The sequence below is a fragment of the Flavobacterium sp. 90 genome (assembly GCF_004339525.1).
Taxonomy (GTDB): Bacteria; Bacteroidota; Bacteroidia; order Flavobacteriales; family Flavobacteriaceae; genus Flavobacterium.
The window spans coordinates 3,443,469-3,459,528 of record NZ_SMGE01000001.1 but is presented as its reverse complement, the minus strand read 5'-3'; the positions used below and the strand labels follow the sequence as shown (position 1 = coordinate 3,459,528).

Sequence of the window (16,060 nt, the reverse complement as noted above, 5' to 3'; positions counted from 1 at the left end):
CTAATTTTCTTTCCAATTAAATATTGCAAAACCTAATTTACTACATTTTCATTCTACAACAATTTCAACATCCAAACTGGGCAAGAACTGTGCCCTGTATTTCCTAATGGAGTATCTAAATATTCAAAACCTGATTTTTTATATAATTTTTGAGCAGCGTGCATAAAAGGCATTGTCTCAATATAACATTTTTTAAAACCAAAATTTCTTGCTTCGTCTAAACATTTCTCCATCATTTTAGCTCCAATTCCCAAACCTCGTGTTTCGGGTAAAAAATACATCTTTTGCAATTCACTAATTTCTGGAGCTCCATTCTCTAAAGGTGCAATTCCGGCACAACCCACAATTTTTCCTTCGTTTTCAACTACAAAATAAGCCGATTTGGGCTTGTTATATTCTTCAAACATTAAATCTAAATATGGATCTTCGTATGCTGTACCTACTTTTGGAATTTCCATTTCATCAAAAACAGATCGTATTAATTGTGCAACTGCCTGATTGTCTTCTTTTTTAATTGTTCTAATAATCCAATTTTTCATATTTCTCTATTCGTGCGACATATCTACAAAAGTAAAAATACTTTTTCGATAGTTCCTTAACTAGTCCAATAACTATATGGACTAAACAAAAATAACTACTTTTGTACCGTGAATATACATGAAAAATATATAAAACGCTGCATAGAATTGGCACAAAATGGCTTTGGAACTACATATCCAAATCCAATGGTGGGAAGTGTAATTGTTTATGATGGTAAAATTATTGGTGAAGGCTGGCATAAAAAAGCCGGTGAACCACATGCGGAAGTAAATGCAGTTCGATCTGTAAAGGATAAATCGCTGTTGAAAAAAGCAACTATTTATGTGAGCTTAGAACCGTGCAGTCATTTTGGAAAAACTCCGCCTTGTTGCGATTTAATTATCGAACATAAAATTCCGAATGTCGTTGTGGGAACTGTTGATCCTAATGAAAAAGTGGCAGGAAACGGAATCAAAAAATTAATTGCTTCCGGAGCAAATGTTATCGTTGGTGTTTTAGAAAAAGAATGCAATGAACTCAACAAACGTTTCTTTACTTTTCATCAGCAAAAGAGACCTTACATTATATTAAAATGGGCAGAAAGTCAAGATGGATTTTTGTCTCCTGAAAAAGAAATTAATCAGGATCGAAAACCTATTTGGATCACAAATCAATATTCAAGACAATTGGTTCATAAATGGCGCAGTGAAGAACAGGCAATTTTAGTAGGAACAAAAACTGTTATCGATGACAATCCTAAATTAAACACCAGAGATTGGTCCGGAAATAATCCTGTGAGAGTTGTTTTAGATCAAAATAACCGAATTTCAAAAGACAGTTTTGTTTTTGATAACAGTGTAAAAACCATCATCTTTACAAAATCAGAAACTAACTTATCATCAGAAAACACTACCTTTGAGAGAATTTATTTTGATGAAAATATAATACCGCAGATTTTGTCCGTTTTATATCAAAATCAAATCCAGTCTATTATTATAGAAGGTGGTTTGCAAACTTTACAATCTTTTATAGATCAAAATATTTGGGATGAAGCTCGCATTTTTGTCGGAAATACAATTTTCGAAAACGGAACAAAAGCACCAGTTCTTCAAATGAAGAATGTAACGAAAACTTACATTCAAAATGACGAATTAATAAATGTTAGAAATCATGATTGATACTATAATTTTTGACTTTGGAGACATTTTTATCAATTTAGATAAACAAGCAACTATTTCGGGATTACAGAAATTAGGCATGACAGAATGGAATTCAGACTTGGATCGTCTAAATCTTTTGTTTGAAACTGGAGATATTTCGCATGACGATTTTTTAGCCGGTTTTCAAAAAGAACTTCCAAATGCATCTATCGAAGAAATTCTGGAAGCCTGGAATGCGGTTTTGGCAGATTTCCCTTTGTACCGTTTAGAGTTTTTACAAATGCTTTCTAAAAAATACCGACTTTTTCTTTTAAGTAATACAGATTCGATTCATATTGAAACTTTCGAAAACAAAAGCGGAATTTCCTTTTACAGTGATTTCTATCAATGTTTTGAAAAAGTCTATTTTTCTTTTGAAATTGGAATGCGAAAACCAAATGCAGATGTTTTTCAATATGTAATCAACAAACATGAATTGTCGCCAAAACGAACTTTATTTGTAGATGATAAAAAAGAAAACACAGATGCCGCAGCCGCTTTAGGAATTCACGTTTGGAATTTGCAAGTTGGTCAGGAAGATGTTGTTGATTTATTTGATAAAAAAATATTGTAGTTAATGTATGCTTTTTTGCGACAGATTAAATGATTTTATAATTGTGGCGCATTTTTACCGCAAAGAGCGCAAAGATTTACGCAAAGTTTGCAAAGGTTTGAGCTGAAAAGAATACAAAGTTCGCAAAGCTTTATCATAATAATTCGTGTAGATTCGTGCAATTCGTGGCTAAAAAAACATAAAACATAATTTAGAAATTTACTTTTGGAATATAACGATACGTATCAAACCATTGCTTTTGAATCAGAGGAAGTTCTTTTTAAAGAAAAAGGAAGTAAGTTCTTTGGCTATGCTTTTCCTATAGAAAATGAAGATGAAGTAAAACCTATCATCGAAAATCTTAAAAAGCAACATCCCCATGCGGTACATTTTTGTTATGCGTATCAATTAGGTACAGCACCAAAAATTTCTTATCGAGCCAATGATGACGGTGAACCAAGCAATACGGCTGGCGCTCCAATTTATGGACAAATACAATCTTTTGGTGTAACAAACGTTCTTGTAGTTGTAGTTCGAATTTTTGGAGGCGTTAAATTAGGCGTTGGCGGTTTGATTGCAGCTTATAAAACAACTGCACAAACGACTCTGGAAGTTTGCGAAATTGTGGAAAAAACAATTGACGTTCAGTTTTTAATCTCGTTTGATTATAAAAACATGAACAAAGTAATGCGAGTTATTAAAGAAAAAAAACTGGAAATTACGTCTCAGGAAATGGAAATCGATGAAGATTCCGGTCTTCCAATTGGTAAAATAACGACAAAAACGCGCAAAAAAAATGCCGAATCTATATTCGACATTTTTGATTTAATGTTTGAAATCGATATTAAAATTATCTAAATTAACATTAAAACGCAGCTCGTTTTAACAATTATTCAAGCGTTTTAAATAATTCTAAAATATAATCTGGAGGTGCTGTTGGACGACCTGTTTTTAACGAAATAAATACTAAAATAAACACTGCAGTTGTTAATAACTCATTCGCCTCGTTATAGATCTCGCAGTCGAATTCAATCTTAACAGATGATTGACTTTTGAAAGTAGTATGAATCGTTAAGAGCTCATCATAACGCGCCGATTTTTTATAATTTATTTGCATAGAAACAATCGGCAATCCAATTCCGCTTTCTTCCATACTTGCGTACGAAATCCCTTTATTTCTAAGCCATTCCACGCGTCCTATCTCAAAATATGGAACATAATTTCCGTGATAAACGACTCCCATTTGGTCAGTTTCTGAGTAACGAACACGCACTTGCGTTTGATGATTTTTCATTATATATCGATTAAAAAAAATTAATTTGAAAAAGTTTACTTACAACTTTTTTTTATAAAATTAGAGGGCAAAATATTTTTTTTTACAGAAATTTGTTCACATATTTGTTATCCCGAAATACGGAATAAAATTGCTCCTTTTTTATTAGGAGAATCTTTATCAATAATAAAAAATTTATCTGAATCTATGACTAAAACTGCTCAATCGGTATGGGAAAACTGTTTGTCTTTTATAAAGGACAATATTCAAGATCAAGCATACAAAACTTGGTTCGAACCAATCAAATCAGTTGAGCTAACCGACAACGCATTATATATTCAGGTACCAAGTAAATTTTTCTACGAATGGCTAGAAGAACATTACGTAAAATTATTGAAAGTTGCGCTTACCAAAGAACTGGGAAAAAACGCAAAGTTACTCTATAAAATTAAAATGGAGAACACTTATGGCAATAAACAACCGTTTACCGAACAGTTGCCAAGTGCCAACAGAGTGCCAATGAAACCGCAAGAGGTTGATGCTCCGTTTAAAAACTTAAATCCTGAACTTAAAAATCCGTTTGTAATTCCCGGAATTAGAAATCTTAAAATTGAATCGCAGTTAAATGCAAATTACAGTTTTGATAATTTCTTAGAAGGAGATTCAAACCGTTTGGCTCGTTCTGCAGGTATGGCTGTAGCCAATAAACCTGGAGGAACATCATTTAATCCGTTATTGATTTTTGGTGGAGTTGGTTTAGGAAAAACACACTTAGCACACGCTATAGGTGTAGAAGTAAAAGACAAATATCCTGAAAAAACGGTTTTATATATTTCTGCCGAAATTTTCACACAACAATATATTGATTCGGTAAAAAAGAATAATCGTAATGATTTTATTCACTTTTACCAATTAATCGACGTTTTGATTATTGATGATGTTCAGTTTTTATCAGGAAAATCAGGAACTCAGGACGTATTTTTCCATATTTTCAATTACCTGCACCAAAACGGAAAGCAAGTAATTTTGACTTCGGACAAAGCTCCTGTAGATATGCAGGATATTGAGCAACGTTTATTGTCTCGTTTTAAATGGGGATTATCTGCTGAATTACATCAGCCGGATTATGAAACCAGAATTTCGATCTTAAAAAACATTCTTTATCGTGATGGTGTTGAAATGCCGGAAGATATTATTGAATATGTTGCCCGTAATATTAAATCTAATGTTCGTGAACTTGAAGGCGCTATTATTTCATTAATCGCACAATCTTCTTTCAACAAAAAAGAAGTTACGATTGAGTTAGCAAAAAGCGTTGTAGAGAAATTTGTTAAAAACGTTAAGAGAGAAATCTCTATCGATTATATTCAGAAAATTGTGTCTGATTATTTTCAGTTGGATATTGAAACACTTCAATCTAAAACCAGAAAGAGGCACGTTGTTCAGGCGAGACAATTGGCAATGTTCTTTGCAAAGAAATTTACTAAAGCATCTTTGGCAAATATTGGTTCACAAATTGGAGATCGCGATCACGCGACGGTATTACACGCTTGTAAAACTGTAGACAATTTAGTTTCTACAGATAAACAATTCAAGAAATTTGTCGAAGACATCAACAAAAAATTAACGCTATAAACGCGAATCATGCCAGTAAAAGTTTTAATGGTTTGTTTGGGAAACATTTGTAGATCGCCTTTAGCCGAAGGTATTTTAGCATCAAAATTGCCCCAAGATAAATTTATTGTTGATTCTGCAGGAACAGGATCATGGCATATTGGTCACGCTCCGGATAAGCGCTCTATTGCAGTTGCTAAAAAAAACGGTTTATCTATTGAGAATCAAAAAGGCAGACAATTTAAAACTTCTGATTTTGACGAATTTGACTATATCTACGTTATGGATAATTCAAATTATCGCGATGTCATTCATTTAGCCAAAACGACGGAACACAAAAACAAAGTTCAACTTATTTTAAATGAGTTATTTCCGGACGAAAACGTAGATGTTCCAGACCCTTATTTCGGAGCCGTTAATGGTTTTGACAATGTTTATCAAATGTTAGACGAAGTTGCTGAAATCATTGCCAAAAAACTAATCAAAGCACACTCATAAATTAATTCTTTTCATCTTTTTCTTTCAAGAAAAATCATGAAAAGAAATTTCTATTTTTATAAAATCCGTTTTATCACTTAAAAAAACGCACATGAAACTTCTAGGAAAACTTTATTTAATTCCAACAACAATGGGCGAAAGCGATCCGATGGATGTTTTGCCGCAAACCGTAAAAAGAAGTATTGATTTTATAGATCATTATATTGTTGAAAACGAAAAAACAGCCAGAAAATCTATAAAAGCAGTTTCTCCAGAGAAAAAACAATCCGAACTTATACTTTTCACACTTAATAAACGCACTGAACCAAGTGAACATTTAGATTTTATAAAACCATTATTAGAAGGAAAAAATGTAGGTTTAATGAGCGAGGCCGGTTGCCCCGGAGTTGCAGACCCTGGTGCTGTAATTGTAAAATTGGCACATGAAAAAGGAATTCAGGTTGTACCTTTAGTTGGTCCTTCGTCTATTTTATTAGCAATGATGGCTTCCGGAATGAACGGACAAAGTTTTACCTTCAACGGATATTTACCAATTGATAAAGACGAGAAAAAATCGGCATTAAAACATTTTGAGAAATTATCTCAGGATAAAAATCAATCTCAGATTTTCATAGAAACTCCTTATAGAAACAATAAATTAGTGGAAGATATTTTACAAATCGTAAATCCTTCGACTCATCTTTGCATTGCAACTGATATTACGTTACCAACAGAATTTATTAAAACAATGCGTGTTTCTGATTGGAAAAAACTAAAAGTAGATTTACACAACAGACCAACAATTTTTATTATTCATAAAATGTAATCGTAAAAATTATCCTATATTGTACTCACAAGTTTTCCCCTAATCAAACTTTATCATGAGTAAACTTCCAAATGTTACCACCAGTATTTTTACAGTAATGTCTAAAATGGCAGCTGAATATAATGCTATAAATCTTTCGCAGGGATTTCCAAATTTTCCGGTAGACGAAAGATTAACTGATATTATCGCAAGATTAGCTAAAGAAAATGTTCACCAATATACGCCAATGGCAGGTTTCCCGCCTTTGATGAATCAAATTGCAAAATTAGTTCAAAGTTCCTATAACAGAACCATTAATCCTGAAACAGAAATTTTGGTTACTGCCGGAGCAACTCAGGGAATTTTTACTACGATTCTAGCTTTAATTAAAACGGATGATGAAGTAATTATTCTGGATCCGAGTTATGATTCTTATGAATCCCCTGTTTTACTATGTAATGCAAAACCCGTTCGCGTAGCATTAAATGACGATTACACACCAAATTGGGAAACGATTGAAAAAGCGTGTTCATCAAAAACCAAGATGATTATCATCAACAATCCGCATAATCCAACTGGAAAAATCCTGACAGAAGACGATTTTCTTCAACTCAAAAGATTACTTTCAAAACACCCTGACATTCTCGTTTTATCTGATGAAGTTTACGAATACATCACTTTCGAAGAAAAACATATTTCTGCACACACCAAAGATTTCCTTTTAGAACGTTGTATTATGGTTTCTTCTTTCGGAAAATCTTTCCACATTACAGGTTGGAAAATTGGTTATACAGTTGCTCCGGAACATTTAATGAAAGAAATCAAAAAAGTACATCAGTTTTTAGTTTTTAGCGTCAATAGTATTTCACAAGCTTCAATAAGCCAATATTTAGATATTGTTGATGTAAATTTACTTGGAAAATTCTATCAGGAGAAGCGAGATTATTTTCAAAAATTACTTCAAAATAGCCGATTTGAATTAAAACCTTGCGAAGGAACTTATTTTCAGGTTGCTTCTTATGCAAATATTTCAAATGAAGACGATGTAACTTTTTGCAAAAAACTAATTACAGATCATGGCGTTGCTGCGATTCCTATTTCTACCTTTTATTCTGACCATAAAGACCAAAAATTAATACGTTTTTGCTTCGCTAAAGACAATTTCACTTTAGAATCTGCAGCAAAAAAATTAGGTAATATATAAAGTTTATTAAAATTTTATAACATTATTATGCGTGCATCCTATTTATTTATTTAATATTGTAATCAAAAGAAAAAAATATGAGCTATACAGATAAAATGTTAAGAGATGACGCTTTAAAAGGTAAGGTCATTGTTGTTACAGGTGGAGGAAGCGGTTTAGGAAAAGCTATGACCAAATACTTCTTAGAATTAGGAGCTCAGGTAGCGATTACTTCAAGAGATTTAGAAAAGCTTAAAAACACTGCCACGGAACTTGAAACTGAAACCGGAGGAAAATGTTTACCACTTCAATGTGACGTTCGTCATTATGAAGAAGTAGAAAATATGCTTCAGGAAGTTTTAAAAACTTTCGGAAAAGTTGATGTTCTTTTGAACAATGCGGCAGGAAATTTCATTTCTCCTACAGAACGTTTATCTGCAAATGCATTTGATACTGTTATAGATATCGTATTAAAAGGTTCAAAAAACTGTACACTAGCTTTTGGAAAACACTGGATTGATACTAAACAAACATCAACTACGATTTTAAATATTGTAACAACTTACGCTTGGACAGGTTCTGCATATGTTGTACCAAGTGCTACCGCAAAAGCCGGAGTTCTTGCAATGACAAGAAGTTTAGCAGTAGAATGGGCAAAATACGGAATTCGTTCTAACGCAATTGCTCCAGGACCATTCCCTACAAAAGGTGCGTGGGACAGATTATTGCCTGGAGATCTTGCCGAAAAGTTTGATATGGCAAAAAAAGTGCCTTTGAAACGTGTTGGTGATCATCAGGAATTAGCAAATTTAGCTGCTTATTTAGTTTCTGATTTTTCAGCTTATGTAAATGGAGACGTTATCACAATCGATGGTGGCGAATGGTTAAAAGGTGCCGGACAATTTAATTTACTTGAAGCAATTCCGGAAGAACTTTGGGATCAGCTTGAAATGATGATAAAAGCAAAAAAGAATAAATAATTTTACGTGCTTACTAAATTCAGAATATTTTATTATTAAAACTATACTGATTGCACTAAATCCCGAAGGTTTTACTTTCGGGATTTTTTTTATGTTTTTCACCATATAAGTGATATAATTTCAATGAAGTAATAAATTGTTTAAATATATGTTTGCTTAAATTTACTTATATCACTTATATGGTTTAATTCGTTAATATTTTTATTCAATTCAGTTAAATTATTATTTTTGCCAAACAAATATCAAACAAAAATTATATGCTCATTATTGGACTTGCAGGAGGAACAGGAAGTGGAAAAACGACAGTAGTACACCAAATCATGAATGAATTACCAGACACTGAAGTGGGCGTAATTTCTCAGGATTCGTACTATAAACAAACCGATAATTTATCGTTTGACGAAAGAGCATTAATTAATTTCGATCATCCACGTGCCATTGATTTTGAATTATTGGTTAAACATCTAAAAGCATTAAAAGCTGGAGAAACTATCGATCAGCCCGTATATTCTTTCATACAACACAACAGAACTGACGATACTGTATCAACACATCCTAGAAAAGTTATGATTGTTGAAGGGATTTTAATTTTGACAAATCCTGAGTTACGTGATCTTTGTGACATCAAAGTATTTGTTCACGCAGATTCTGACGAAAGATTAATTCGTCGTTTAAAAAGAGATATTTCAGAACGCGGACGTGACATCGACGAGGTTTTAACCCGTTACCAAAACACTTTAAAACCTATGCACGAGCAATTTATCGAGCCATCAAAAGCATTTGCCGATATTATTATTCCAAACGATAAATACAATACCGTAGCAATTGATGTAGTTCGTGCCGTAATTAATCAACGAATTTCATAATTTTTATCGTAAATTTATTGCATAATCCCGATAGCTATCGGGACCCGCTCTCGCCTTTATCTTTTTATCCGCCGCGGCGGATAAAAAGGATACCGGCTCCATAGGAGCTAGAACACCAATCGAATTTATAAGAAGTAATCTGTTAAAGAGAAAATGAAACTAAAAAATCCATATAAAGGCAAGCGCTGGTTCAAATTAGTGAGCAACAAATACGTTTGGGTTTTACTGTTTTTTGTGGTCTGGATGTTGTTTTTAGACAATTACTCTTATTTTGACCATCGTTTTTTAGACGGACAGATTAATGAATTACAAGACAATAAAAAATATTATCAGGACGAGATAAAAAAAGATCAGGAACAGATCAAACAACTTCAAAACCCTGAACAAATAGAAAAATATGCTCGCGAAAAGTACTTCATGAAAAAAGACAGCGAAGATATTTACATTATACAATTTGAAGGAGATACCATTCAAGATACTAAAGAATAATCAGAAATAAAACCCAATGGCTACTACCCTGTTCGACGATTTTAATCCGATTTCATCCAAACAATGGAAACAAAAAATTCAGTTTGAATTAGATGGCGCTGATTATAACGAAACCGTAATCTGGAACTCTCCAGAAGATATTCAGGTAAAACCTTTCTATCATATTGACGAATTTTCTAAATCAGCACCAGTAAAAACCAATGCTTCAAATTTCAAAATTTGTCAAAACATCTTTGTATACGATATCGAAAAATCGATTCAAAGAGCTATAAACACTATCGAAAGAGGCGCAGAAAGTTTACGTTTTACAATAGAAAACGAAAAAATCGATGTTCAAAAATTATTAGAAACTCTTCCTTTAGAAAATAGAACCATTTACTTTAATTTGAACTTTATTTCAATCGATTTCGTAAAATTATTAGACACCATTTCGATTCAGAAAAAAGCGAATTTTTATTGTAATATTGATCCAATTGGTCATTTTGCAAGAGAAGGAAATTGGTTTACTACATCTGATAAAAATAATTTTGAAACGATTGAAAACATTTCAAAAACAACTACAAATCTTTCGCTATTAAGCGTAGATTTAGGATTATATCAAAATTCAGGTGCAAATATCACGCAACAAATTGCGTATAGTTTAGGGCATGCAAACGAATATTTGAATCGCTTGAGCACTATTTCAAAACCAATTGTTTTTCAAATTTCAGTTGGAACAAATTATTTCTTTGAAATTGCAAAACTTCGAGCTTTACGAATGCTTTTCAAATTAATCGCTTCAGAATATAATCCTGATATAGAATGTCACTTTTTGGTAACGCCAACCAAACGAAATAAAACGATTTACGATTACAATGTAAACATGCTTCGTACCACAACCGAATGTATGTCGGCAATTTTAGGTGGTGCAGATGCAGTTGCCAACCTGCCTTATGATTCTTTGTACCATAAAGACAATGAATTTGGAGATAGAATCGCCCGAAATCAATTATTGGTTTTAAAACACGAAAGTTATTTTGACAAAGTAAATAATCCGGCTGACGGAAGTTATTACATCGAAACTTTGACTGCACAATTGGCCGAAAAAAGTTTGACTTTATTTAAAGATATTGAAGCTAGTGGTGGATTCCTGAAACTTTTAAACGATGGAACTATCAAAAAGAAGATTCAGGAAAGTGCAACAAAAGAACAGGACTTGTTCGATTCTAAAAAAGAAGTTTTGCTAGGAACGAATAAATACCCTAATAAAGACGACAAAATGAAACATGATTTAGAATTGTTCCCTTTTGTAAAAATAAAACCAAGAAAAACATTAATTACACCAATAATCGAAAAAAGATTAGCCGAAAAACTAGAACAGGAACGTTTAGAATTAGAATAATATAGATTTCAAATTCTCATACTTGAATATAAACCTAAATAATTATGGAAGCAATTAGACAAATATTATCAGTTGAAGACGGTTCTATAACTATTTTACCTCTTCAAAATAGCAAATCTAAAATTCTAAAATGGCAAATTGATGAAGTTAGAAAAAGAACAGAAAATTTTTTAAAAGATCCAAATAAGGCTACTGATATTGATGATTTTTTAAACGAAATTGAAAGTGATTTAAACCTATTTAAATAACATTTTTTACAATTGAGAAAAGACCTTAAACATATAAAGTTAGATGTTAAAAGTGACAAGTTAAATGCTGATTATAAAGATCAACATTTAACTTCTGAGAGCTTTTTTACAGCAGAAGGAATCGAACTAAAAGAAACCTATTCTGAAAAAGATATTGAGGATTTGGAGTTTCTTGAGTTTGGAGCAGGATTTGCACCAAACTTGCGCGGACCTTACGCAACGATGTACGTAAGACGTCCGTGGACAATTCGCCAATATGCAGGATTTTCAACCGCAGAAGAAAGTAATGCTTTTTACAGACGAAATTTAGCTGCCGGACAAAAAGGACTTTCAATTGCTTTTGATTTACCAACACATCGCGGTTATGACTCTGATCATGAAAGAGTTGTTGGTGATGTTGGAAAAGCAGGCGTTGCAATAGATTCTGTTGAAGATATGAAAGTATTGTTCGATCAGATTCCATTAGACGAAATGTCTGTTTCGATGACAATGAATGGTGCGGTTTTACCTATCATGGCATTTTATATTGTTGCAGCTGAGGAACAAGGTGTTGCCATTGGAAAACTTTCCGGAACAATCCAAAATGATATTCTAAAAGAGTTCATGGTTCGTAATACTTATATTTATCCACCAACGCCTTCGATGAAAATAATTGCAGATATTTTTGAGTTTACGAGCAAGAAAATGCCGAAATTCAATTCTATCTCGATTTCTGGATATCATATGCAGGAAGCCGGAGCAACTGCCGATATTGAATTGGCTTATACTTTAGCAGATGGTTTAGAATATATCAGAACCGGACTTTCTACAGGAATGACTATTGACGAGTTTGCTCCTCGCCTTTCTTTCTTTTGGGCAATTGGAATGAATCATTTCATGGAAATCGCTAAAATGCGTGCCGGCAGAATGATTTGGGCAAAATTAGTACAGCAATTTAATCCTAAAAGTGATAAATCTTTAGCTTTACGGACACATTGTCAAACTAGTGGCTGGAGCTTAACAGAACAAGATCCTTTTAATAATGTAGCAAGAACTTGTATTGAAGCAACTGCCGCAGCTTTTGGAGGAACTCAATCTTTACATACTAATGCACTTGATGAAGCAATTGCTTTACCAACAGATTTTTCGGCAAGAATTGCACGCAATACTCAAATATTTCTACAAGAAGAAACTAAAATAACCAAAACAGTTGATCCTTGGGGAGGAAGTTATTATGTGGAAAGTTTGACAAATGAAATCCTAAAAAGCACCTGGAAACTAATCGAAGAAGTAGAAGAGTTAGGCGGAATGACAAAAGCTATCGAAGCAGGAATTCCTAAATTAAGAATTGAAGAAGCGGCGGCAAGAAAACAAGCCCGAATTGATAGCGGCCAAGATATTATTGTTGGTGTAAATCAATTTAGATTAGAAAAAGAAGATCCTTTGCATATTCTGGATGTTGACAACCAAATGGTTCGTAAGCAACAAGTAGAAAGGCTTCAGGAAATAAAAGCAACGAGAGATACTGAAAAAGTAAATCAATCACTGGAAAAATTAATACTTTGTGCAAAAACCGGACAAGGAAACTTATTGGAAATTGCTATTGAAGCTGCTCGAAACAGAGCGACTTTAGGAGAAATTAGCGATGCTCTCGAAAGTATTTTTGGTCGATTCAAGGCACAAATTAAATCCTTTAGCGGTGTGTATAGTGCAGCAATAAAAAATGACGAAAATTTTGAAAAGGCAAAACAATTAGCAGATGCCTTTGCAAAACAAGAAGGTAGACGTCCCAGAATCATGATTGCCAAAATGGGACAAGACGGGCATGATCGTGGCGCAAAAGTAGTCGCAACAGGTTATGCAGATGTAGGTTTTGATGTTGATATTGGTCCGCTATTTCAAACTCCAGCAGAAGCTGCTAAACAGGCTGTGGAAAATGATGTACATATATTAGGCGTTTCATCTTTGGCCGCAGGACATAAAACATTAGTACCGCAAGTTGTTGAAGAACTTAAAAAACACGGTCGTGAAGATATTATGGTAATTGTTGGCGGTGTAATTCCGGCGCAAGACTATCAATTTCTATTTGATGCTGGTGCAGTAGCTGTTTTTGGTCCTGGAACTAAAATTAGTGAAGCGGCAATTAAAATTCTGGAAATCTTAATTGACTAATAAACATAAAAAAATCCCGAATTATCGGGATTTTTTGTTTTTTGTTTGATGTTTAATCGTGTATTGTAGCATTACTATCTGCTTCAATATAAGAAAGATCATATCCGCCAAAGGCTTTCAGATAACTTTTCAAAGAAGTTCCGTAAGCATCTCTAAAATGCCTGTTTCCTTTGTTTTTGAAAAAGTTTTTAACTGAACCTGCGCCTCCAAGATGTGCAGCGGCTAAAATTCCTGATTCGGTAATTGCAATACCATTGACAATTTTCCCTTCATACCTTTCAATTTCATTACGCAGAATCCATTTGTTTTTGGACAATAACGCAATAAATGCTTTTTCTTGTAAGGCTGGATCTTTTAAAAAGGCTTTCTTATTTTGAACACCAATTGATCTTAATGCTTGGGTTCCAAATTGATATTTTCCCATGTAACCAAGTGAATTTACCAGTCGGTATTTTCCTTGTGATTCTTTAAAGGCAACGGCTTCTTTAAAACCTATAAGACGTTTTCCTGTAAATGGGACATTTAACTTGTGTAAAGTAGGATAATCATCCTCTTCGAGCGATGGATATATATATTCAGATCCATCTGTTTTTTCTATTAAAAACCAAGGTTTGGTTTCTAGATTAAAGGGTTTAAAACCCAAACTTAAAAATGTAATAATAACGATCAAACTCGCATAAAAATACCATTTCTTTATCATAAATTGTTTTTCTTCAAAACGCTGTCACCCTCTTGAAATTTCTACGATGCAAAGATAATAAATACAAAACAATACTGAATACCAGATATTTACATAATTTTGAAATTACAAATATCCTCTTCAATCCCTTTATTGATGCAGTTTTCGAGCGTTCGGGCAAGACTAATATTTTACTCCAAAACCATCAAAAAAGAAATTCAAAAAATGTCATTTTTATCATTTTTTTATCAAATTTGTTAAAATAGAAAGATAAAACCTACACATTTTTAATGTTTTTTATGAATATAAAATATTGTTTTAATGCAATTATTTAACAATCGGCAGCAAAAGTAAAATTTGCGTTACTCCAATTTTATGTTTTTATGAATAAATCAAAAAGAGAATATAGTTCTATTTCTTTTTTAATTATAAACTCTAAAAAGGATCTTAAAAATTAGAAAATAACAGATTAATTAATCTGCTTTATTGTTAACTAAAATCATATGATTTCATCTGGAGAACATCTATTAAAAGGTCATAAAAAAACCGAAGCTTTAAACTTCGGTTTTCTAAATATTTTTAAGATAATTAAAAACTATCTCGTTACTCCTTGACTAGCAATCCAGTCCGAATATTTCTTTGCATTTACATTATGTTCTGCCAATGTAGAAGCAAATTCATGATATCCGAAGCGTTCAACACTAGCACAGAAATAGATATAATCGTTCTTTTCAGGATTTAAAACTGCTTCAAGGGCTGTAATATCCGGCATTGCAATTGGGCCTGGAGGAAGTCCCACATTCACGTAAGTGTTATATGGAGATTTCATAATCAAGTCATTATAAAAAACTCTTTTAATAACCTGATCAAAATTGTTATCTCTCAACTTTAAAGCATAAATAACAGTCGGATCTGCTTGTAATGGCATTTCCAAACGTAAACGGTTCAAATAAACTCCTGCAATACGAGGTCTTTCGTCTTTCTTTACTGATTCTTTATGAACAATAGAAGCTAAGATTGTAGCCTGAACAGGTGTTAAACCTTGTTTTTTTGCTTTTTCAATTCTTTCTGCAGTCCAGAAATTATGATACTCTTTGATCATTTTATCACGGAATTTCTCTGCAGAAGTATTCCAGTAAATCTCATAAGTATTTGGAATAAACATCGCAAAAACATTGTCTTCATTGAAACCATTACTTGCTAAGAAAGTTGAATCTTTAAAAGCTTTCATTAATGATAAACTATCTGCTTCGATCTCAGAACCAACTCTTCCTGCAAAATTCTCTAAACGCTCCTGATTATTAAATGCTAATTTTACAGGAACATTTGAACGCATTGCACGGACTAAGTCCATATTATTCATGTCTTTCTTAAGCAAGAAACGACCTGACTTTACATTTTCAGGATAGCTTCTTTTATTAGCAACCATTTCAAAATTTTCAAAATTCTTGATATACGGTTCTAATATTTTTTTGACATCAGTATAATTAGCTCCCGTTGGAACGTATACATATAATTCTTTTTCTTCGAATTTAGTATTGGCGCTGAAAATTTGACTAATTAAAACAAATCCGTAAATCATTAAGGCTGAAATTACGGCTACAGCAGTTATTGTGATTATTTTTTTTAGGCTCAAAGTGTAA

General features: G+C 32.8%; 17 protein-coding genes. 13 read left to right on the top strand and 4 right to left on the bottom strand.

Annotation, left to right across the window (positions count from 1 at the left end):
- Positions 1–53 precede the first annotated feature (53 nt).
- A complete protein-coding gene (locus C8C83_RS14525) occupies positions 54–539 on the bottom strand; it encodes a GNAT family N-acetyltransferase (protein ID WP_121329169.1) in 486 nt (161 codons plus the stop codon).
- A 108-nt stretch (positions 540–647) separates the two neighbouring features.
- Here C8C83_RS14525 and ribD point away from each other — a divergent pair, with 108 nt between their 5' ends.
- The 3 genes from ribD (at position 648) to C8C83_RS14510 (ending at position 3,129) form a co-directional block, all read left to right on the top strand.
- On the top strand, positions 648–1,697 hold the full coding sequence (gene ribD / locus C8C83_RS14520; protein WP_121329168.1) for a bifunctional diaminohydroxyphosphoribosylaminopyrimidine deaminase/5-amino-6-(5-phosphoribosylamino)uracil reductase RibD: 1,050 nt from the start codon (positions 648–650) through the stop codon (positions 1,695–1,697).
- Positions 1,690–2,292, top strand: coding sequence for an HAD family phosphatase (locus tag C8C83_RS14515; protein WP_121330054.1), 603 nt, complete (start codon positions 1,690–1,692; stop codon positions 2,290–2,292). The genes ribD and C8C83_RS14515 overlap by 8 nt, the downstream gene beginning before the upstream one ends.
- Positions 2,293–2,496: 204 nt before the next feature.
- A complete protein-coding gene (locus tag C8C83_RS14510) occupies positions 2,497–3,129 on the top strand; it encodes a YigZ family protein (RefSeq protein WP_121329167.1) in 633 nt (210 codons plus the stop codon).
- Positions 3,130–3,160: 31 nt separating this feature from the next.
- On the opposite strand, the gene C8C83_RS14505 is transcribed toward C8C83_RS14510, so the two are convergent.
- Positions 3,161–3,565 (bottom strand): thioesterase family protein, encoded by a 405-nt coding sequence (locus C8C83_RS14505; protein ID WP_121329166.1) that lies wholly within the window; start codon positions 3,563–3,565, stop codon positions 3,161–3,163.
- 186 nt (positions 3,566–3,751) lie between these two features.
- Between C8C83_RS14505 and dnaA the strand changes: the two genes are divergently transcribed.
- The 10 genes from dnaA (at position 3,752) to scpA (ending at position 13,738) form a co-directional block, all read left to right on the top strand.
- Positions 3,752–5,179 carry a chromosomal replication initiator protein DnaA gene (gene dnaA / locus C8C83_RS14500; RefSeq protein ID WP_041517015.1) on the top strand — a complete coding sequence of 476 codons (1,428 nt, stop codon included), beginning with the start codon at positions 3,752–3,754 and terminating at the stop codon, positions 5,177–5,179.
- Between the two features lie 9 nt (positions 5,180–5,188).
- Complete coding sequence (locus C8C83_RS14495; RefSeq protein ID WP_121329165.1) at positions 5,189–5,656, top strand: low molecular weight protein-tyrosine-phosphatase; 468 nt, start codon at positions 5,189–5,191, stop codon at positions 5,654–5,656.
- 91 nt (positions 5,657–5,747) lie between these two features.
- Positions 5,748–6,461 carry an SAM-dependent methyltransferase gene (locus tag C8C83_RS14490; protein WP_072973224.1) on the top strand — a complete coding sequence of 238 codons (714 nt, stop codon included), beginning with the start codon at positions 5,748–5,750 and terminating at the stop codon, positions 6,459–6,461.
- A gap of 55 nt (positions 6,462–6,516) precedes the next feature.
- Positions 6,517–7,644 (top strand): methionine aminotransferase, encoded by a 1,128-nt coding sequence (locus tag C8C83_RS14485; protein WP_121329164.1) that lies wholly within the window; start codon positions 6,517–6,519, stop codon positions 7,642–7,644.
- Positions 7,645–7,721: 77 nt separating this feature from the next.
- Positions 7,722–8,603, top strand: a complete 882-nt coding sequence (locus tag C8C83_RS14480; RefSeq protein ID WP_165877239.1) for an SDR family oxidoreductase — start codon at positions 7,722–7,724, stop codon at positions 8,601–8,603.
- Positions 8,604–8,860: 257 nt separating this feature from the next.
- Positions 8,861–9,469, top strand: a complete 609-nt coding sequence (udk, locus tag C8C83_RS14475; protein WP_083695767.1) for a uridine kinase — start codon at positions 8,861–8,863, stop codon at positions 9,467–9,469.
- A gap of 153 nt (positions 9,470–9,622) precedes the next feature.
- Positions 9,623–9,958, top strand: coding sequence for a septum formation initiator family protein (locus tag C8C83_RS14470; RefSeq protein WP_121329163.1), 336 nt, complete (start codon positions 9,623–9,625; stop codon positions 9,956–9,958).
- Between the two features lie 16 nt (positions 9,959–9,974).
- Complete coding sequence (locus C8C83_RS14465) at positions 9,975–11,339, top strand: methylmalonyl-CoA mutase subunit beta (protein ID WP_132011794.1); 1,365 nt, start codon at positions 9,975–9,977, stop codon at positions 11,337–11,339.
- Between the two features lie 44 nt (positions 11,340–11,383).
- Positions 11,384–11,587, top strand: a complete 204-nt coding sequence (locus C8C83_RS14460) for a hypothetical protein (protein WP_121329162.1) — start codon at positions 11,384–11,386, stop codon at positions 11,585–11,587.
- Between the two features lie 12 nt (positions 11,588–11,599).
- Positions 11,600–13,738: a methylmalonyl-CoA mutase gene (gene scpA, locus C8C83_RS14455; RefSeq protein WP_121329161.1), complete on the top strand. Its 2,139-nt coding sequence runs from the start codon at positions 11,600–11,602 to the stop codon at positions 13,736–13,738.
- 52 nt (positions 13,739–13,790) lie between these two features.
- Here scpA and C8C83_RS14450 read toward each other — a convergent pair whose 3' ends face one another.
- Positions 13,791–14,438, bottom strand: coding sequence for a peptidoglycan-binding protein LysM (locus C8C83_RS14450; protein WP_099709221.1), 648 nt, complete (start codon positions 14,436–14,438; stop codon positions 13,791–13,793).
- Between the two features lie 574 nt (positions 14,439–15,012).
- The gene (gene mltG / locus C8C83_RS14445; RefSeq protein WP_121329160.1) at positions 15,013–16,053 is read right to left on the bottom strand and encodes an endolytic transglycosylase MltG; all 1,041 of its coding nucleotides are present in this window, start codon (positions 16,051–16,053) and stop codon (positions 15,013–15,015) included.
- Between the last annotated feature and the right edge of the window lie 7 nt (positions 16,054–16,060).

Coding starts and splice junctions, on each gene's coding strand:
- C8C83_RS14515 (WP_121330054.1), top strand. CDS start 1,690: ATGATTGATACTATAATTTTTGACTTTGGAGACATTTTTATCAATTTA.
- C8C83_RS14495 (WP_121329165.1), top strand. CDS start 5,189: ATGCCAGTAAAAGTTTTAATGGTTTGTTTGGGAAACATTTGTAGATCG.
- C8C83_RS14525 (WP_121329169.1), bottom strand. CDS start 539: ATGAAAAATTGGATTATTAGAACAATTAAAAAAGAAGACAATCAGGCA.
- C8C83_RS14490 (WP_072973224.1), top strand. CDS start 5,748: ATGAAACTTCTAGGAAAACTTTATTTAATTCCAACAACAATGGGCGAA.
- C8C83_RS14480 (WP_165877239.1), top strand. CDS start 7,722: ATGAGCTATACAGATAAAATGTTAAGAGATGACGCTTTAAAAGGTAAG.
- C8C83_RS14505 (WP_121329166.1), bottom strand. CDS start 3,565: ATGAAAAATCATCAAACGCAAGTGCGTGTTCGTTACTCAGAAACTGAC.
- C8C83_RS14450 (WP_099709221.1), bottom strand. CDS start 14,438: ATGATAAAGAAATGGTATTTTTATGCGAGTTTGATCGTTATTATTACA.
- C8C83_RS14470 (WP_121329163.1), top strand. CDS start 9,623: ATGAAACTAAAAAATCCATATAAAGGCAAGCGCTGGTTCAAATTAGTG.
- C8C83_RS14465 (WP_132011794.1), top strand. CDS start 9,975: ATGGCTACTACCCTGTTCGACGATTTTAATCCGATTTCATCCAAACAA.
- C8C83_RS14485 (WP_121329164.1), top strand. CDS start 6,517: ATGAGTAAACTTCCAAATGTTACCACCAGTATTTTTACAGTAATGTCT.
- dnaA (WP_041517015.1), top strand. CDS start 3,752: ATGACTAAAACTGCTCAATCGGTATGGGAAAACTGTTTGTCTTTTATA.
- C8C83_RS14460 (WP_121329162.1), top strand. CDS start 11,384: ATGGAAGCAATTAGACAAATATTATCAGTTGAAGACGGTTCTATAACT.
- udk (WP_083695767.1), top strand. CDS start 8,861: ATGCTCATTATTGGACTTGCAGGAGGAACAGGAAGTGGAAAAACGACA.